General features: G+C 53.7%; 18 protein-coding genes. 7 read left to right on the forward strand and 11 right to left on the reverse strand.

What is annotated here, in order from left to right; all coding sequences use genetic code 11:
• Positions 1–11: 11 nt before the first annotated feature.
• The 4 genes from livG to livK all read right to left on the reverse strand — a co-directional run bounded on the left by livG (position 12) and on the right by livK (position 4,147).
• Positions 12–779, reverse strand: a complete 768-nt coding sequence (gene livG, locus OGX86_RS13530) for a high-affinity branched-chain amino acid ABC transporter ATP-binding protein LivG (protein WP_003827578.1) — start codon at positions 777–779, stop codon at positions 12–14.
• Entirely contained in the window at positions 776–2,053 is a 1,278-nt protein-coding gene (gene livM, locus OGX86_RS13535) for a branched chain amino acid ABC transporter permease LivM (protein ID WP_048227426.1), read from the reverse strand. Before livM ends, livG begins: the two co-directional genes overlap by 4 nt.
• Entirely contained in the window at positions 2,050–2,976 is a 927-nt protein-coding gene (gene livH, locus OGX86_RS13540) for a high-affinity branched-chain amino acid ABC transporter permease LivH (protein WP_003827575.1), read from the reverse strand. Before livH ends, livM begins: the two co-directional genes overlap by 4 nt.
• 61 nt (positions 2,977–3,037) lie before the next feature.
• The gene (gene livK / locus OGX86_RS13545) at positions 3,038–4,147 is read right to left on the reverse strand and encodes a high-affinity branched-chain amino acid ABC transporter substrate-binding protein LivK (protein ID WP_003023433.1); all 1,110 of its coding nucleotides are present in this window, start codon (positions 4,145–4,147) and stop codon (positions 3,038–3,040) included.
• Positions 4,148–4,570: 423 nt separating this feature from the next.
• On the opposite strand from livK, the gene panM reads away from it, so the two are divergent.
• Positions 4,571–4,954, forward strand: coding sequence for an aspartate 1-decarboxylase autocleavage activator PanM (gene panM, locus OGX86_RS13550; protein WP_003827573.1), 384 nt, complete (start codon positions 4,571–4,573; stop codon positions 4,952–4,954).
• A 104-nt stretch (positions 4,955–5,058) separates the two neighbouring features.
• Here the strand turns inward: panM and OGX86_RS13555 are convergent, their stop codons facing one another.
• The 5 genes from OGX86_RS13555 to ftsY all read right to left on the reverse strand — a co-directional run bounded on the left by OGX86_RS13555 (position 5,059) and on the right by ftsY (position 10,832).
• Entirely contained in the window at positions 5,059–6,162 is a 1,104-nt protein-coding gene (locus OGX86_RS13555; protein ID WP_139157946.1) for a branched-chain amino acid ABC transporter substrate-binding protein, read from the reverse strand.
• Between the two features lie 269 nt (positions 6,163–6,431).
• On the reverse strand, positions 6,432–7,286 hold the full coding sequence (rpoH, locus tag OGX86_RS13560; RefSeq protein ID WP_003023425.1) for an RNA polymerase sigma factor RpoH: 855 nt from the start codon (positions 7,284–7,286) through the stop codon (positions 6,432–6,434).
• A gap of 270 nt (positions 7,287–7,556) precedes the next feature.
• Positions 7,557–8,615, reverse strand: a complete 1,059-nt coding sequence (gene ftsX / locus OGX86_RS13565; RefSeq protein WP_286640214.1) for a permease-like cell division protein FtsX — start codon at positions 8,613–8,615, stop codon at positions 7,557–7,559.
• Positions 8,608–9,276, reverse strand: a complete 669-nt coding sequence (gene ftsE / locus OGX86_RS13570; protein WP_003023420.1) for a cell division ATP-binding protein FtsE — start codon at positions 9,274–9,276, stop codon at positions 8,608–8,610. Before ftsE ends, ftsX begins: the two co-directional genes overlap by 8 nt.
• Before the next feature lie 2 nt (positions 9,277–9,278).
• The gene (gene ftsY, locus OGX86_RS13575) at positions 9,279–10,832 is read right to left on the reverse strand and encodes a signal recognition particle-docking protein FtsY (protein ID WP_286640215.1); all 1,554 of its coding nucleotides are present in this window, start codon (positions 10,830–10,832) and stop codon (positions 9,279–9,281) included.
• A gap of 151 nt (positions 10,833–10,983) precedes the next feature.
• Between ftsY and rsmD the strand changes: the two genes are divergently transcribed.
• Positions 10,984–11,580, forward strand: coding sequence for a 16S rRNA (guanine(966)-N(2))-methyltransferase (rsmD, locus tag OGX86_RS13580; RefSeq protein ID WP_048227430.1), 597 nt, complete (start codon positions 10,984–10,986; stop codon positions 11,578–11,580).
• Positions 11,570–11,845, forward strand: coding sequence for a DUF1145 family protein (locus OGX86_RS13585; protein ID WP_284106085.1), 276 nt, complete (start codon positions 11,570–11,572; stop codon positions 11,843–11,845). Before rsmD ends, OGX86_RS13585 begins: the two co-directional genes overlap by 11 nt.
• Positions 11,846–11,944: 99 nt before the next feature.
• On the opposite strand, the gene OGX86_RS13590 is transcribed toward OGX86_RS13585, so the two are convergent.
• A complete protein-coding gene (locus OGX86_RS13590) occupies positions 11,945–12,304 on the reverse strand; it encodes a DUF2500 domain-containing protein (RefSeq protein ID WP_284106086.1) in 360 nt (119 codons plus the stop codon).
• A gap of 141 nt (positions 12,305–12,445) precedes the next feature.
• Between OGX86_RS13590 and OGX86_RS13595 the strand changes: the two genes are divergently transcribed.
• Both OGX86_RS13595 and zntA read left to right on the forward strand, forming a co-directional pair.
• The gene (locus OGX86_RS13595) at positions 12,446–13,072 is read left to right on the forward strand and encodes a lysoplasmalogenase (protein WP_003827558.1); all 627 of its coding nucleotides are present in this window, start codon (positions 12,446–12,448) and stop codon (positions 13,070–13,072) included.
• Positions 13,073–13,146: 74 nt separating this feature from the next.
• A complete protein-coding gene (zntA, locus tag OGX86_RS13600) occupies positions 13,147–15,345 on the forward strand; it encodes a Zn(II)/Cd(II)/Pb(II) translocating P-type ATPase ZntA (RefSeq protein WP_060682898.1) in 2,199 nt (732 codons plus the stop codon).
• A gap of 98 nt (positions 15,346–15,443) precedes the next feature.
• Here the strand turns inward: zntA and tusA are convergent, their stop codons facing one another.
• Positions 15,444–15,689 carry a sulfurtransferase TusA gene (tusA, locus tag OGX86_RS13605; RefSeq protein ID WP_003827551.1) on the reverse strand — a complete coding sequence of 82 codons (246 nt, stop codon included), beginning with the start codon at positions 15,687–15,689 and terminating at the stop codon, positions 15,444–15,446.
• Between the two features lie 168 nt (positions 15,690–15,857).
• Between tusA and OGX86_RS13610 the strand changes: the two genes are divergently transcribed.
• Positions 15,858–16,523 (forward strand): 7-cyano-7-deazaguanine/7-aminomethyl-7-deazaguanine transporter, encoded by a 666-nt coding sequence (locus tag OGX86_RS13610; protein ID WP_003827549.1) that lies wholly within the window; start codon positions 15,858–15,860, stop codon positions 16,521–16,523.
• A gap of 72 nt (positions 16,524–16,595) precedes the next feature.
• On the forward strand, positions 16,596–17,153 hold the full coding sequence (locus OGX86_RS13615) for a DcrB family lipoprotein (RefSeq protein ID WP_003827547.1): 558 nt from the start codon (positions 16,596–16,598) through the stop codon (positions 17,151–17,153).
• Positions 17,154–17,156: the final 3 nt, after the last annotated feature.

Genomic DNA, 17,156 nt, shown 5'->3' on the forward strand with positions numbered 1-17,156 from the left:
CCTCGCCCCCATTATGCTTCACCTAAATAGGCGCGGATAACATCCGGGTTATTACGAATCTGTTCCGGCGTCCCATTCGCCAGCGGCGTGCCCTGGTTCACCACGTAAATACGGTCAGAAATCCCCATCACCAGCTTCATGTCGTGCTCAATCAACAAAATGGTGGTGTTGTGATGGTTACGCAGTTCAGCAATCAGCTCGTCCAGCTCTTTGGTCTCTTTCGGGTTGAGTCCAGCAGCGGGTTCGTCGAGCATCAGGATTTCCGGCTGGGTCACCATGCAGCGGGCTATTTCCAGACGGCGCTGGTCGCCATAGGCCAGGTTACTGGCCTGACGGTTGGCGTGCTCCAGCAAGCCAATACGCGCAAGCCAGGTGGCAGCGCGATCCAACGCTTCACTCTGCGCACGACGGAACGACGGGGTTTTCAACAGGCCGGAGAAGACGCCGGTTTTCAGTTGCTGATGTTGCGCCACCAGCAGGTTTTCAATCACCGTCATTTCGCGAAACAGACGCACGTGCTGAAAAGTACGCACCACGCCCATACGCGCGATTTGCTGACCCGGCAGCCCTTCCAGGTGCTGGTCGCGCAGCTTAATCGTCCCGCCGGTCGGCTTATAAAAACCGGTCAGACAGTTAAAGACCGTGGTTTTCCCCGCACCGTTCGGGCCGATTAACGAGACAATCTCCTGCGGTCGCAGTTCCAGTTCAACGTTGTTTACCGCCAGCAGACCGCCGAAGCGCATCATCAGGCCGTTAACGGATAATAATGGCTGACTCATGCCTGCTCTCCTTTTGCTTCCCCGTTTTTCAGCTTCAACTGTGGACGGGTCATCGGCAACAAGCCCTGCGGACGCCAGATCATCATCAGTACCATTAAACCACCCAGCATTAACATGCTGTATTCGTTGAAATCACGCATCAGTTCGCGTGACACCACCAGCAGGATAGCTGCGAGGATGACCGCAAACTGCGAGCCCATTCCGCCCAGTACCACAATCGCCAGCACAAAGGCCGACTCGGCAAAGGTGAAGGATTCCGGGCTGACGAAGCCCTGGCGCGCGGCAAACAGCGTACCGGCAAAACCGGCAAACGCGGCGCTGATGGTAAAGGCTGTCAGCTTGATACGCGTAGGGTTTAAGCCCAGAGAACGACAGGCAATTTCATCTTCACGCAGCGCTTCCCACGCACGACCCAGCGGCATACGCAGCAAACGGTTGATAACAAACAGCGAGAAGACCACCAGCAGCAGCGCCACCAGATAGAGGAAAATGACGCGGTCAGACGGATCGTACTTGACGTTAAAGAAGTTGCTGAAGGTATCCCAGCCGCCTTCACGGGCGGTACGGCTGAACTCCAGACCGAAAAAGGTCGGTTTCGGGATCTGGCTAATACCGTTTGGACCGCCGGTTACTTCGGTGTTGTTGAGCAGCAGGATGCGGACGATTTCGCCGAAGCCTAAGGTCACAATCGCCAGATAATCACCGCGCAGGCGCAGTACCGGGAAGCCGAGCAGGAAGCCCGCAGCAGCGGAAACCAGTCCCGCCAGCGGCAGGCAGGTCCAGAAGCCCAGACCGTAGTAATGGTTCAGCAGCGCGAAGGTGTAAGCGCCGATGGCATAGAAGCCGCCGTAGCCCAGCACCAGCAGGCCGGAAAGCCCCACCACCACGTTTAAGCCGAGGCCGAGGATGATATAAATCATCGTCAGCGTGGCGATATCCACCGTACCGCGTGACACCATAAACGGCCACACCACGGCAATCACCAGCAGCGCCACCAGGAACAGTTTCTGTTTAACGGTGGAGCCGTCAATCGCCGGCAGAATAAATTTCGGTCCGGAGACGCTCTTCAGGCCTTTCTGGAAGGCTGGACGCAGCAGTTGGAAAAGAAAGACCACGCCAGTGCCGATAAATACCCACTGCCAGCGGATATCCGCGGCGGTATCGACCACCAGCTTGGTACCGTCCAGCTCTAACTGAACGCCCATAAAGACGCCCGCCAGGACGAAGAACATAGCGGCAGAGAGCAGCGCCATTGCAAAATGCATCGGTTTCATACTTTCTCTACCTCCGGGCGACCCAGAATACCGGTCGGCATCACCAGCAGCACCAGAATCAGCAGCGCGAATGAAACGACGTCTTTGTATTCAGTACTCAGATAAGCAGAGGAGAGCGCTTCCGCAACGCCCAGAATCAGGCCGCCGATCATCGCGCCAGGAATACTGCCAATACCGCCCAGTACCGCCGCGGTAAAGGCTTTCATCCCGGCCATAAAGCCGATGTATGGGTTAATTACGCCATAGAACTGACCGAGCAGCACGCCCGCTACCGCCGCCATTGCCGCGCCAATCACAAAGGTCAGCGCAATCACGCGATCGGTGTTAATGCCGAGCAGGCTGGCCATCTTCAGGTCTTCGGCACAGGCACGGCAGGCGCGGCCCATACGGGAGTAACGGATAAACAGCGTCAGCGCCAGCATCGCCAGGAAGGTTACGATCCAGATAACCAACTGCATGGTGGTGATGGAAGCAGAGAAGTTATCGCTACTGCCGACAGTCCACTGGCCATTAAACAGGCTGGGCAGCGCCACGTCGCGCGAACCTTCCGTCAGGCTGACGTAGTTTTGCAGGAAGATGGACATCCCGATAGCGGAAATCAGCGCGATCAGGCGCTTGGAGCTGCGCACGGGCCGATACGCCACGCGTTCAATGCTCCAGCCGTAGGCGCTGGCAATCACAATCGCACCGACGAAGCCCGCCGCGACCAGTAGCCAGCTGGAATCGATGCCCATCATCATTAGCGCTGCGATGATCATAAAGGAGACATAGCTGCCGATCATATATACCTCGCCGTGGGCGAAGTTGATCATGCCGATAATGCCGTACACCATCGTGTAACCGATGGCGATCAGCGCGTAGGTGCTTCCCAGCGTGACGCCGTTAAACATCTGCTGCAAGAAATAGAGGAACTGCTCGGACATAAGGTAACCTTTTTAAACCCGCCCGTTTTGCACGGGCGGTGGGATAACTCGTCTTCAGGTATTACTTCGCGACGGTCGAAGAACCGTCTGCATGCCACTGGAAGACACCAAACTCAAATCCCTTCAAATCGCCTTTTTCGTCCCATTTCAGCGGCCCAATCACGGTATCAGCCCCGTGTGCTTTCAGATCTTTCACCAGGTCCAGCGGCTCTTTGCTACCGCTTCGATCCATTGCTGTCGCCAATGACTGGACGGCTGCATAAGTGATCCACACGTATGGTCCGGTTGGATCTTTCTTGTCAGCTTTGAGCGCATCGACGATAGCTTTATTCGCCGGATCCTGGTCATAGCGTTTTGGCATGGTTACCAGCATGCCTTCAGCAGCATCACCGGCGATATTAGACAGCGACGCATTGCCGACGCCCTCAGGTCCCATAAACTGGGTTTTCAGCCCGACGGAACGCGCCTGACGCAGCATTTGCCCCATTTCCGGGTAGTAGCCACCGTAATAAACAAAGTCGATATTTTCTTTTTTCAGGCGAGCGATCAGCGCAGAAAAATCTTTTTCCCCGGCGGTGATACCGTCAAAGAAAACGATGTTGGCTTTGCCCGCTTTCAGGCTGTCCTGCACCGAACGCGCCAGACCTTCACCGTATTGCTGTTTATCGTGAATGATGGCGATACGCTGTGGTTTCACCTTCTCCAGAATGTATTTCGCGGCAGTCGGCCCCTGAGAGGAGTCCAGACCCGCTGTACGCATAATGTGAGCGTAACCGCGCTGGGTCAGTTCCGGGTTTGTGGCACCCGGAGAAATCATCAGAATGCCTTCATCTTCATAGATATCTGATGCGGGCTGCGTGGAAGATGAGCACAGATGTCCAATAACGTACTGAATACCGTCATTGACGATTTTGTTCGCTACCGCAACGGCCTGTTTCGGATCGCAGGCGTCGTCATATTCCACAGCGACCAGTTTGTCGCCTTTGACCCCGCCTTTGGCATTGATATCTTTAATGGCCTGACGTGCGCCATTAAATTCCATATCGCCCCACTGCGCGACCGGACCTGACATCGCGCCGACAACAGCGACCTTGATATCTTCCGCCATGACCGCGTGTGACATTGCCAGTGCTATCACCCCTGCGATGATTGTTTTCGCATTCCGTTTCATTACCTGAATCCCCATTCGTGACGTAATTAATATTTTGTATTTATGTGGTTAAAAAGCAGTCTGTGCTTTTTTTGAACTACACTATTTTTACCAGTCTCATTAATGGTTTAGCGCAGTTTTTTAAGCAAAATCAGGCTAAAATCTCTATTTTTCAGTCGATTAAGAAAAGATAATATTCTGCTTTTCACTATAGATAAACAAAAAAAAGCACGTTTGTCAGCATAAAATAACGGTACAAAGAGCCGAATAAAATGCTGCATTCCAGGGTATTATTCTGCCTGTTTTTCAATCTCTACGGTTTCAAACTGTCATTACCGTTGTTACAAAATTATTAATCTGGTTATTCACATAAAAAAGAGAAAGCATCCGGCCGAATTATTTCGGTACACTCATTCCATCTTTTGTGATTTGGACATGCTGTTAATGAAGCTGACCATCGTTCGTTTAGATAACTTTAGCGACCAGGACCAGATTGATCTGGGCAAAATCTGGCCGGAATATTCCGCCTCATCATTAAGCGTAGATGAAACGCACCGGATCTACGCCGCACGCTTTAACGAGCGTCTGTTAGGCGCAGTTCGCGTAACCCTGAGCGGCACGCAAGGTGCATTAGATTCATTGCGCGTACGCGATATCACCCGCCGTCGCGGCGTCGGGCAGTATTTGATCGAAGAAGTCATCCGGGAAAACCCTGACGTGAGTTCATGGTGGATGGCCGACGTCGGCGTTGAAGACCGCAGCGTGATGGCCGCGTTTATGCAGGCGTTAGGGTTTACGGCCCAGGAGAATGGCTGGGAGAAGCGCTAAAAGAAAGCCGGATGGCGCTGACGCTTATCCGGCCTACGAAGTGCTCGTTGTAGACCTGGTAAGTATGTAGGCCGGGTAAGGCGAAGCCGCCACCCGGCACTCAATTACTTGGCGTCTGTCGCCGTCCCGTTTGCATGCCAGTCAAACACACCGAATTCAAAGCCTTTCAGATCGCCCTTCGCATCCCATGACAGCGGCCCCATTACGGTTTCCACTGAGTTTGCTTTCAGGTATTTGGCAATTTCAGCCGGGTCGTCAGACTGGTTCAGACCGGCCTGCAAGGATTGCAGCGCGGCGTAAGTGGTCCATACGAATGCACCGCTCGGATCCTGTTTCTTGGCTTTGATCGCGTCCACAATCGGTTTGTTCGCCGGAACCTGATCGTAGTTCTTCGGTTTCGTTACCAGTAAGCCTTCTGCAGACTCACCCGCGATGTTAGACAGCGACACGTTCGCTACCCCTTCTGGTCCCATAAACTGGGTTTTCAGACCTGCGGCACGAGACTGACGCAGGATCTGCCCCATTTCCGGGTGATAACCACCGTAGTAAACGAAATCGATATTCTCTTTCTTCAGACGCGCCACCAGCGTAGAGAAATCTTTCTCGCCAGCGGTGATCCCGTCGAAGAACACCACGTCAGCGTTGGCTTTCTTGAGGTTGTCCTGCACGGAACGCGCCAGGCCTTCACCGTACTGTTGTTTGTCGTGAACGATCGCAATGCGCTTCGGCTTCACTTTTTCAACGATATATTTGGCAGCGGTTGGTCCCTGATCGGAATCCAGACCGGTGGTACGCATCACCAAGTTATAACCGCGCGCGGTCAGCTCCGGCGCCGTTGCCGCTGGGGTGATCATCAGAATGCCTTCGTCTTCATAGATATCTGACGCAGGCTGAGTGGAAGACGAGCACAGGTGGCCGATAACATATTTAATCCCGTCGTTGACCACTTTGTTAGCTACCGCTACCGCTTGTTTCGGGTCACAGGCATCGTCATATTTCACCATGACCAGTTTGTCGCCTTTCACGCCGCCTTTGGCGTTGATATCTGCAATCGCCTGCTCTGCGCCAGTAAATTCCTGATCGCCATACTGCGCTACCGGACCGGACATCGCGCCGACGACGGCAACTTTAATATCCTTAGCAAACGCCATATTGCTCAAAGACAGGGCGATACATCCTGCCAATAACGCTTTACCCTTCATATTCATCCTGACAATCCCCATTATTGTGGTTATTACGTGTGTTGTGATGTTGTTGTTCAGCACTTTATTTCGATTATTGGATAGCCACCCGTGCTTTAGCAGCATACTCTGCTAAAACATACCCGATTTTTATTATTTTGGAATAGCTAAATTTGACATGCAGATAACAACTTGATGACAAAAAGCTTAAACGTCAGGAGAGAGGGGAAGAGATAAAAACAAAAAACCCCGGATTTTCATCCAGGGTTTATCAGCATTTCCAGTTCGGCTGGAAATTACGCTTCGATCGCCGCGCGCAGTTTTTTCATGGCGTTCTTTTCAAGCTGACGAACACGTTCAGCGGAAACGCCGTAGCGATCGGCCAGCTCCTGTAACGTCGATTTGTTGTCTTCGTCCAGCCAACGGGCACGAATGATGTCCTGGCTACGCTCGTCCAGGCCCTCCATTGCGTGGGTCAGTTTGTTCGCGGCCTGATCTTCCCAGTTATCTTCTTCAATGCCGTCGGCAAAGTTAGAAGATTTATCCTGCAGATACAGCACCGGAGCCATCGGCTGGCTGTCAGACTCATCGTCTGAAGACATGTCAAACGTCATGTCCTGCGCCGCCATACGGGATTCCATTTCGCGCACGTCTTTGCTGGAAACACCCAGTTCGCGAGCAACCATTTCAACTTCGTCCTGGTTAAACCAGCCCAAACGCTGCTTGGTTTTACGCAGGTTAAAGAACAGCTTACGCTGTGCTTTGGTGGTCGCAACTTTAACGATACGCCAGTTACGCAGAACGTATTCGTGGATCTCAGCTTTGATCCAATGCACGGCGAAGGAAACCAGGCGCACACCCACTTCCGGGTTGAAACGGCGCACGGCTTTCATCAGGCCGATATTACCTTCCTGAATCAGATCCGCCTGCGGCAGGCCATAACCCGCATAATTACGAGCAACATGAACAACAAAGCGCAGGTGAGACAGGATCAGCGTTTTAGCTGCTTCCAGATCGCCCTGGTAATGCAGCTTTTCAGCCAGTGCCCGCTCCTCGTCAGCCGACAACATCGGCCACGCGTTCGCAGCCCGGATGTAAGATTCCAGGTTACCAACAGGGGCTAAAGCTAAATTTTGCATTTCTTTGGTCATTCAAATCCTCTCAATCTTTTCATCTGGCGCATTGGCTAAAAACTAATTAACAAAAACCAGTAGCAACAACCATGCCAGAGCTTATGAGCAACGAGAATATCATTCAATCTTTTATCAGACAGTGATTTTATCCACAAGTTCCATGTCGTAATGTGTATAGATTACGCACAAAATGTGACATCACAATGAATACGCCGGGAAGAGATCACAGGGACTCTTTCCCTGCAGAGCGAACTACTCAGTGCAGGGAAAGATTATACCAGAGATTTTTTAATCGGGGGTAAAGTGGCGTAAATGTTGAACCGTGGCAAGCCAGGCTGCCACCCAGCCAATCATTGAGCACACCAGCAGCAATAACAGGCACTCATCGAATGATAAGCCATTGATATCAAACTTGGTTCCAAATACCTGTGCCACCTCAGTCACCGCTGACGACAGACGCATCACCAAAATTTCTGACAAAATCAGTGAAAGAAATGCACCGGAAAAACCGAGCAGTGCACCGCCGTAGAGGAACGGACGCAGGATAAATCCATCCGTCGCGCCAATCAGTTTTTGCACGTTAATGGTATCGCGACGCGCAAAAATACTCAGCCGCACGCTGTTACCGATGACGAGGAAGACCGCCGCCACCATCAGCACGCCAATCATCGCGGAAACGCGTCCGACAAGGCCCGTCAGCGCCGTCAGGCGAGCGAACCAGCTGTCATCCATTCGCACTTCATCAATACCGTTGATTTGTGCGATGCGGTCACGCAGCGTGTTCAGCGACTCCGTACCCTGGAAGTCCAGTTTCGGGATAACAACCGCCACGGCCGGAAGCGGGTTCTCTTCCAGCATATCCAGCGCGCCGCCAAAGCCAGACCAGTTGCGGAATTCACCCAGCGCGTCGTCACGAGAAAGATAATTCACTTTCTCCACGCCCTGCTCGGCCTGCAACTGACCAACCACCCGCGCCGCCGCATCATCATCCAGCGTTTTTTGCAGGTAAACGGTGATCTGCGGAGACGGATAATACTGGCTTGCCGCATGGTTTACGTTCTTATAAACCATGTAGCACACGCTTGGCAGCGTCAGGGAGATGGCAATAACCATCACCGTCAGAAACGTCGCCAGCGGCTTGCTTTTCAGGTCCTGTAACGCGCCCTGAAACGCATAACGTACCTGCTCGTTAAAGACATTGGTTTTACGCGAATTCGGCTTTGGCGCGGCTTTCGCACGCTTTGGCGTGTTGCGACCGCCGTCACCCGGCGCACCGCCCGATTTACGAAAGCGATCCAGTCGGCCACCGAACTGTTTGATTTGGTTAATAGCGTCACGTCTATTCATGCGCCAGGCCTCCATGCAGATGTCCATCGCTCAGAACCATTTGGCGATAGGAGCGACGGGAGATCAGGCCAATATCGTGCGTGGCCATTAATACCGTGACCCCGACGCGGTTAAACTCTTCGAACAGGCGAAGGATCCCTTCTGACAGCGCGTCATCCAGGTTCCCCGTTGGTTCATCCGCCAGCAGCACCGCAGGTTTGTTCACCACCGCACGGGCGATGCCGACGCGTTGTTGTTCACCGCCGGAGAGCTGAATCGGGAAGTTTTTCGCTTTGTCCAACAGCCCGACCTTATCCAGCGCCGCTGACACGCGACGACGAATATCGTCCCCGCTGGCACCCGCGATGATTAGCGGGATTGCCACGTTGTCAAACACGGTTCTGTCCATCAACAGGTGGTGATCCTGAAAAATCATGCCAATCTGACGACGCAGAAACGGCACTTCACGGTTTTTCAAACGGCTGATGTCATGCCCGCTAAAGTAGATTTTCCCGGCGCTGGGCCGTTCAATTCCACAAATCAGCTTCAGCAGGGTACTTTTCCCCGCGCCGGAGTGGCCGGTCAGAAACGCCATCTCGCCAGGCTGCATATGGAAGGTCACTCCCTGCAGCGCTTGTCTCCCACCGAGATAGGCCTTGCTGACATGTTCAAAGCGAATCATTGTTAATCCTCTCGGGCAAAAAGTGCCTCTATAAAATCGTCCGCTTTAAACGGACGTAAATCCTCGATACGTTCGCCCACACCGATATAGCGGATAGGGATGCCAAACTGATCGGCTACCGAGAAGATAACCCCGCCCTTCGCCGTACCGTCCAGCTTGGTCAGGGTGATACCGGTTAAGCCCACCGCTTCATGGAACAGTTTGGCCTGGCTTATCGCATTCTGCCCGGTGCTGGCGTCGATAGTCAGCATAACTTCATGCGGCGCATCTTCGTCCAGCTTCTTCATGACGCGAACGATTTTTTTCAATTCTTCCATCAGGTGCGATTTATTCTGCAAACGCCCTGCGGTATCAGCGATCAGCACGTCTACGTTACGCGCCTTCGCCGCCTGGATGGCATCAAAGATGACGGACGCGGAATCCGCGCCAGTATGCTGAGCAATCACCGGGATGTTGTTACGCTGACCCCAAACCTGCAGCTGTTCTACCGCCGCCGCACGGAAAGTATCACCTGCCGCCAGCATTACCGATTTACCCTGCTGCTCAAACTGACGCGCCAGCTTACCAATAGTGGTGGTTTTGCCCACGCCGTTGACGCCAACCATTAAGATAACAAATGGTGTTTTGCCATCAACATTCAGCGGTTCGTCAACCTTCGCCAGAATCTCGCCCATCTCTTCTTTCAACAGACCGTACAGCGCTTCCGCATCTTTAAGCTGCTTGCGGCTGGCGCCTTCCGTCAGATTCGCAATGATTTTGCGGGTCGTTTCTACACCCACATCAGCGATCAGCAGTTGCTCTTCTAGCTCTTCAAACAGATCATCGTCGATCTTTTTACCACGGAACAGACTGATAAATCCGGAACCGAGGTTTTCTTTTGTTTTCAGCAGGCTGCGTTTCAGGCGCGCAAAGAAACCTTCTTTGGTTGGTTTTTCCTGCTCCTGGACCGCCTCTTCTTCTACCGGTTCTTCTACAGCAGGTTCTTCTACCGGTTCTTCTACAGCAGGTTCTTCTACCGACACCACCATAACTGCTTCTTCAGCAGCCTCAGCGGCCAGCGCCTGTGCTTCCAGCTCTTCGTCGGTCAGTTGCGGTTCGTTTTCAGCTTCTTCTTCAGCCGCCTCAACGATTTCCACGGTTTCCGCTTCGGCCTGCCACTCTTCGGCAGAAACTTCTTCAGTTTTCACCTCTTCCGGCAGCGGCAATTCTTCGCGTTCGATAACCACCGCTGCTGGCGTTTCTACTACAGTTTCAGCAATGGGTTCAGCAACCGGCTCAATCTCCGGCTGCGCTTGTTCGGCGACAGGTTCGACTTCCGGCTGCAGTTTTTCGATTTCCGCAACCTGTTCAGTTACTTCAACGACTTCAGCTGCAAAGGCTTGCGTTTCAGCCTCGCTACGGGTTTCCTCGACGTGCGGTTGTTCGTCAACGACGGTAGTTTCTTCAGCAACCGGTTGTTGTTCTTCGTTTTTTACTTCTGTCTCGTTTTCCGGTGCCTGCTCTTTTTGACCAAAGCCCAGCCAGGAAAAAAAGCCACGTTTTTTCTCTTTCGCCATTTGCGACTACACTCCCCCGCTGTTGCTTCATGGCACAGCGTCAACGCTATGTACATAGCAGCTAAAAAAATGATGAAATAGTCTATCACTTAACTTAACTCACATCACCGCCTGGAATGACACGTCAGCAGCGGATTGAGCAATAATTGAAATGAAAAAACCGAATCACTCTGGTAGCGGCCAGATCCGCATTATTGGCGGGCAATGGCGTGGCCGTAAACTCCCGGTTCCGGACAGCCCCGGCTTACGTCCGACCACCGACCGTGTGCGCGAAACGTTGTTTAACTGGCTGGCCCCGGTAATGGTCGATGCTCACTGTCTGGACTGCTTCGCCGGCAGCGGCGCGCTGGGGCTGGAAGCCCTCTCTCGCTATGCGGCAAATGCGACGCTTCTGGAGATGGATCGCGCGGTATCTCAGCAGCTACAAAAGAATCTCGCCACACTGAAAGCCTCCCATGCCCGCGTCGTCAATACCAATACGCTGACATTTTTGGCTCAGGCAGGTACGCCGCATAACGTGGTATTTGTTGACCCGCCGTTCCGCAAAGGATTACTGGAAGAAACATTAACTCTTCTGGAAACTCATGGCTGGCTGGCAAATGAAGCGTATATTTACGTTGAAAGCGAAGTAGAAAACGGCTTACCGCCGGTTCCGGTGAACTGGTCGCTATACCGTGAGAAAGTCGCCGGACAGGTCGCCTATCGCCTGTACCAACGTGAAGCACAAGGAGAAAACGATGCTGATTAACCTGGGACGCCTGCTGATGCTGTGCGTCTGGGCATTTTTACTACTGAATATTTTCCAACCCTTTCCACGCCCGCTTAACATCTTCGTTAACGTCGCACTGATATTTATGGTGCTGATGCATGGCATGCAGCTGGCGCTGCTAAAAAGCACCATACCTAAAGATGGCCCGCAGATGACCAACGGAGAGAAAATCCGTATTTTTCTGTTCGGCGTCTTTGAGCTACTGGTGTGGCAGAAGAAGATTAAAGATCAGTTGAAGAAGTAGCTGTGATCTTTTCGCCCGGCGGCACGTTGCGGGCCGGGGCGAAAAATCTGTAGGCCGGATAAGGCGTAAGCCGCCATCCGGCATCAGTCAGATGACACCTTAGCGTTCAAGCGTAAAATCAACAAATCGCGAACCTTTGTAACTCAGCGTGCCTTTATCCCCGACCGTTAATGCGTGGTACTGCTGCGCATCCAGACGAAACGTCTGCTCCATCCCCCCGTTTTGTGGCTTAAAGCTGGCTTCATAGCGCATGCTGGTTCCTGCCGGGCTCACTTCCTGCTGACGGGATCGCCGATCGTTTAGCGGTTTTTCCCGTTTGTTACTCACCACCACCTGCTTTTGCACCAGCGGCGCCGTATCATTATCGGCTTTTTCTCGCCGCTGCTGAACAAAGCGAAACGACGCAGCGACAACGATTAAGACGATGATAACAATGAAAAAAAGTGGTGGTTTGCTCATATTATTAACCCATCAGAAAATGCGGAAATAAGCATACATCGCCTGTTATGGTGTTGTCATCTGGCTGTGTCGACCTCTACACTGGACAGTAGAGCCGTGAGCACCCCGCTTACGAAAAAATAACGAATTCAAGGAACTAAGATGCTTTGGTCGTTTATCGCTGTCTGTCTTTCCGCATGGTTGTTCGTGGATGCTTCCTATCGTGGACCTGCCTGGCAACGCTGGGTCTTTAAGCCCCTGACGTTACTCCTGCTGGCGCTGCTGGCCTGGCAGGCGCCAATGTTTAACGCTATCAGCTATCTGGTGCTGGCTGGCCTGCTTGCCTCGCTGCTGGGCGATGCGCTGACGCTGTTACCGCGCCAACGCCTGCTGTACGCCGTGGGAGCATTCTTCCTGTCGCATCTGCTGTACACCATCTACTTCGCCAGCCAAATGACGCTGTCGTTCTTCTGGCCTTTGCCGTTGGTGCTGGTAGTGCTGGGGGCGTTGCTGATCGCCGTGATCTGGACGCGTCTGGAAGAGCTGCGTGTCGCTATCTGCACCTTTATCGGCATCACGCTGATGATGGTCTGGATGGCCGGTGAGCTGTGGTTCTTCCGCCCGACCGCCCCGGCGCTGTCGGCATTTATGGGCGCATCCCTCCTGTTCATCGGCAACATTGTCTGGCTGGGTAGCCATTACCGTCGCCGCTTCCGCGCCGATAACGCCATTGCCGCCGCCTGCTACTTCGCCGGACATTTCCTGATTGTTCGTTCGTTGTATCTTTAAAACGCTTGACTCTGGAGTCGACTCCAGAGTGTATCCTCCGGTTAATACGAAATGATTATCAACCGGAGGATGCCATGTCGACACCCGATACCCGTGGCAAAAAAGTCCCACAATTCTCTTCTTTCAAGCCAGCGCCTGCACCACAAAAGGCGGATGACTGCTGCTGCGAAGGAAGCTGCTCCACTACACCAACCGTATCCGATACCGTAATAGGTACCCGCTATTCCTGGAAAGTGGCAGGCATGGACTGCGCAGCTTGCGCCCGCAAAGTAGAGAATGCGGTCCGCCAGGTCAGCGGCGTCAACCAGGTCCAGGTTCTGTTCGCCACTGAAAAACTGGTGGTCGATGCCGGTTCCGATATCCGCCAGCAAGTTGAAAACGCGGTGCAAAAAGCAGGCTATACCCTGCGCGATGAGCACGCGACGGACGCCGCACCCGAGTCACGTTTTAAAGAAAACCTGCCGCTGATTTCGCTGATTATTATGATGGCGATTAGCTGGGGGCTGGAGCAGTTCAATCATCCCTTCGGTCAGATAGCGTTTATCGCCACCACGCTGGTCGGCCTGTATCCCATTGCCCGTCAGGCCCTGCGTCTGATGAAAACCGGCAGCTACTTTGCCATTGAAACGTTGATGAGCGTCGCCGCCATTGGCGCACTGTTTATCGGCGCGACGGCGGAAGCCGCTATGGTGCTGCTGCTGTTTTTAATTGGCGAGCGTCTGGAAGGTTGGGCCGCCAGCCGCGCCCGTAAAGGGGTCAGCGCACTGATGGCGCTCAAACCGGAAACCGCCACACGCCTGCGTAACGGCGAGCGCGAAGAGGTGGCTATCAATACCCTCCGGCCTGGCGATGTTATTGAGGTTGCCGCGGGTGGGCGTTTACCTGCCGACGGCAAACTGGTCTCCGGCTTTGCCAGCTTTGATGAGAGCGCCCTGACCGGCGAATCGATCCCGGTTGAACGCGCCACCGGCGAGAAAGTCCCGGCGGGTGCCACCAGCGTGGACCGTCTGGTTACGCTGGAAGTGCTCTCCGAGCCGGGTGCCAGCGCGATTGACCGTATTCTGAAGCTGATTGAAGAAGCGGAAGAACGCCGCGCTCCCATTGAGCGCTTCATTGACCGTTTCAGCCGGATTTACACTCCAGCCATTATGGCGGTTGCGCTGCTGGTCACCCTCGTACCGCCACTGCTGTTTGCCGCATCCTGGCAGGAGTGGATTTATAAAGGGCTGACGCTACTGCTGATTGGCTGCCCTTGTGCATTGGTGATTTCAACCCCCGCAGCCATTACCTCTGGTCTGGCCGCTGCGGCGCGTCGTGGGGCATTAATCAAAGGCGGAGCCGCGCTGGAACAGTTGGGTAGAGTCACTCAGGTGGCGTTTGATAAAACCGGCACCCTGACCGTCGGTAAACCACGCGTCACAGCGATTCATCCGGCAAGCGGTATTGGTGAGGCTGAACTGCTGGCACTGGCGGCAGCGGTAGAGCAAGGCGCGACGCACCCGCTGGCACAAGCAATTGTTCGGGAAGCACAAACGCGCGAGCTGACTATTCCTGTCGCAAAAGAGCAACGGGCGCTGGTTGGCTCTGGAATTGAAGCGCTGGTCAACGGCGAACGCGTACTGATTTGCGCCGCCGGTAAGCAGCCTGCCGATGCCTTTGCCGGGCAGATTAGCGAGCTGGAAAGCGCGGGCCAAACGGTGGTGTTGGTGCTGCGTAACGATACCGTTCTCGGCGTACTGGCCTTACAGGACACGCTGCGCGATGACGCTCGCAGCGCCATCAGCGAGCTTAATCAGATTGGCGTGAAAGGGGTGATCCTGACCGGTGATAACCCGCGTGCGGCCGCCGCCATTGCCGGTGAACTGGGCCTCGAATTCAAAGCAGGACTCTTGCCGGAAGATAAGGTGCAGGCCGTTACCCATCTTAACCAACAGTCGCCGCTGGCGATGGTCGGCGACGGCATCAACGACGCCCCGGCAATGAAAGCGGCTACCATCGGCATTGCGATGGGAAGCGGGACCGACGTCGCGCTGGAAACCGCCGATGCCGCTCTGACCCACAACCGTCTGCGTGGTCTGGTGCAAATGATTCAGCTGGCGCGGGCTACCCACGCCAATATTCGCCAGAACATTGCGATTGCGCTGGGCCTGAAGGGGATTTTCCTCGTCACCACGCTGCTCGGGATAACCGGACTGTGGCTGGCGGTGCTGGCGGATACGGGGGCGACGGTGCTGGTGACCGCGAACGCGCTGCGGTTGTTGCGTAAAGGGTAGTGCCTGTTTCTCGCCTGATGGCGCTTCGCTTATCAGGCCTACAGGTTACTCAGTCTTTATAGGCCGGAGAAGCGTTAGCGCCATCCGGCATGACAAGATTACTGCCCTTTGCGCACTAAATAACGGTACGGCAGCGAGTCGGTCTCTTTGGCCACCAGCTCATGTTCCATAAAGGTACAGAAGCCAGGAATATCGCGGGTTGTTGCCGGATCGTCGGCAACAATCAGCAGCGTTTCACCGGCCTGCATGCCGCGTACGGTTTTACGCACCATCATTACCGGTTCCGGGCAGCGCAGCCCCTGGGCATCAAGAGTATGGTCGGGGGAAGTAAACAGGTCGCTCATCGTCGTCTCATTCATACAAAAACGGCGTTATTTTACGCTCTGTTGTGGCGTAAGCCAATCAGGTTAACGATTGCGTGAAAAACAACCATTGCAATGTGCTCTTAAAGCAGTATCATGCGACGGTTTTTTATTGGGTTCCCTCACCCCATCCAACAAAAAGGTCACAATATGACTCCGTTTACACAAACTCAGCGCGTAAAAGCGTTGTTCTGGTTATCGCTATTTCATCTGCTGGTGATCACCTCCAGCAACTATCTGGTGCAGCTTCCAATCTCCATTTTTGGTTTCCATACCACATGGGGCGCGTTTAGCTTTCCGTTTATTTTCCTCGCGACCGACCTGACCGTGCGTATTTTTGGCGCGCCGCTGGCTCGACGTATCATCTTTGCGGTTATGATCCCCGCGCTGCTGATCTCCTATGTCGTTTCATCACTGTTCTATATGGGATCGTGGCAAGGATTCGGCGCACTGCTGCACTTTAACCTGTTTGTCGCCCGTATCGCCGCCGCCAGCTTTATGGCCTACGCGCTGGGACAAATTCTGGATGTGCATGTCTTTAACCGCCTGCGTCAAAACCGTCGCTGGTGGCTGGCACCGACGGCGTCCACGCTGTTTGGCAATATCAGCGATACGTTGGCCTTCTTCTTTATCGCTTTCTGGCGTAGCCCGGATGCCTTTATGGCCGAGCACTGGATGGAAATCGCACTGGTCGATTACTGCTTCAAAGTGCTGATCAGCATTATTTTCTTCCTGCCAATGTATGGCGTGCTGCTGAATATGTTACTGAAAAGGCTGGCAGATAAATCTGAAATCTCTGCATTGCAGACGAGTTAAAGGTTCATTTTCCGAGTTGTGATAAGATGGACGAATGAGCCGTTATGGCCGTTTATCGAAAGGAAGAAGTCAATGCGCAATCTGGTTAAATATGTCGGTATTGGCCTGCTGGTTATGGGGCTTGCGGCCTGTGATAATAGCGATACAAAAGCGCCAGCCGAGGGTGCTGCCGCAGAAAGTAACGCCACCGGACAACCGGTCAGCCTGCTGGACGGCAAACTCAGTTTTTCCCTGCCAGCGGATATGACCGATCAGAGCGGTAAGCTGGGTACCCAGGCGAACAATATGCACGTATATTCTGACGCAACCGGCCAGAAAGCGGTGATTGTAATTGTCGGCGACAATACCAACGAAGATCTGGCGGTGCTGGCAAAACGCCTGGAAGATCAGCAGCGTAGCCGCGACCCGCAGTTGCAGGTCGTCACCAATAAATCTATTGAGCTGAAAGGCCACACGCTGCAGCAGTTAGACAGCATCATCTCGGCCAAAGGCCAGACCGCATACTCTTCCGTGGTGTTGGGTAAAGTGGACAACCAACTGCTGACGCTGCAAATCACGCTGCCTGCTGACGATCAGCAAAAAGCGCAGACGACCGCAGAAAACATCATTAACACGCTGGTTATCCAGTAACGG

It is taken from the genome of Citrobacter sp. Cpo040 (assembly GCF_030332915.1).
In the GTDB taxonomy this organism is placed as follows: domain Bacteria; phylum Pseudomonadota; class Gammaproteobacteria; order Enterobacterales; family Enterobacteriaceae; genus Citrobacter; species Citrobacter portucalensis.

Coding starts and splice junctions, on each gene's coding strand:
- ftsY (WP_286640215.1), bottom strand. CDS start 10,832: ATGGCGAAAGAGAAAAAACGTGGCTTTTTTTCCTGGCTGGGCTTTGGT.
- OGX86_RS13555 (WP_139157946.1), bottom strand. CDS start 6,162: ATGAATATGAAGGGTAAAGCGTTATTGGCAGGATGTATCGCCCTGTCT.
- ftsE (WP_003023420.1), bottom strand. CDS start 9,276: ATGATTCGCTTTGAACATGTCAGCAAGGCCTATCTCGGTGGGAGACAA.
- OGX86_RS13585 (WP_284106085.1), top strand. CDS start 11,570: ATGCTGATTAACCTGGGACGCCTGCTGATGCTGTGCGTCTGGGCATTT.
- tusA (WP_003827551.1), bottom strand. CDS start 15,689: ATGAGCGACCTGTTTACTTCCCCCGACCATACTCTTGATGCCCAGGGG.
- OGX86_RS13590 (WP_284106086.1), bottom strand. CDS start 12,304: ATGAGCAAACCACCACTTTTTTTCATTGTTATCATCGTCTTAATCGTT.
- livM (WP_048227426.1), bottom strand. CDS start 2,053: ATGAAACCGATGCATTTTGCAATGGCGCTGCTCTCTGCCGCTATGTTC.
- OGX86_RS13615 (WP_003827547.1), top strand. CDS start 16,596: ATGCGCAATCTGGTTAAATATGTCGGTATTGGCCTGCTGGTTATGGGG.
- ftsX (WP_286640214.1), bottom strand. CDS start 8,615: ATGAATAGACGTGACGCTATTAACCAAATCAAACAGTTCGGTGGCCGA.
- rpoH (WP_003023425.1), bottom strand. CDS start 7,286: ATGACCAAAGAAATGCAAAATTTAGCTTTAGCCCCTGTTGGTAACCTG.
- rsmD (WP_048227430.1), top strand. CDS start 10,984: ATGAAAAAACCGAATCACTCTGGTAGCGGCCAGATCCGCATTATTGGC.
- livH (WP_003827575.1), bottom strand. CDS start 2,976: ATGTCCGAGCAGTTCCTCTATTTCTTGCAGCAGATGTTTAACGGCGTC.
- livG (WP_003827578.1), bottom strand. CDS start 779: ATGAGTCAGCCATTATTATCCGTTAACGGCCTGATGATGCGCTTCGGC.
- panM (WP_003827573.1), top strand. CDS start 4,571: ATGAAGCTGACCATCGTTCGTTTAGATAACTTTAGCGACCAGGACCAG.
- zntA (WP_060682898.1), top strand. CDS start 13,147: ATGTCGACACCCGATACCCGTGGCAAAAAAGTCCCACAATTCTCTTCT.
- OGX86_RS13595 (WP_003827558.1), top strand. CDS start 12,446: ATGCTTTGGTCGTTTATCGCTGTCTGTCTTTCCGCATGGTTGTTCGTG.
- livK (WP_003023433.1), bottom strand. CDS start 4,147: ATGAAACGGAATGCGAAAACAATCATCGCAGGGGTGATAGCACTGGCA.
- OGX86_RS13610 (WP_003827549.1), top strand. CDS start 15,858: ATGACTCCGTTTACACAAACTCAGCGCGTAAAAGCGTTGTTCTGGTTA.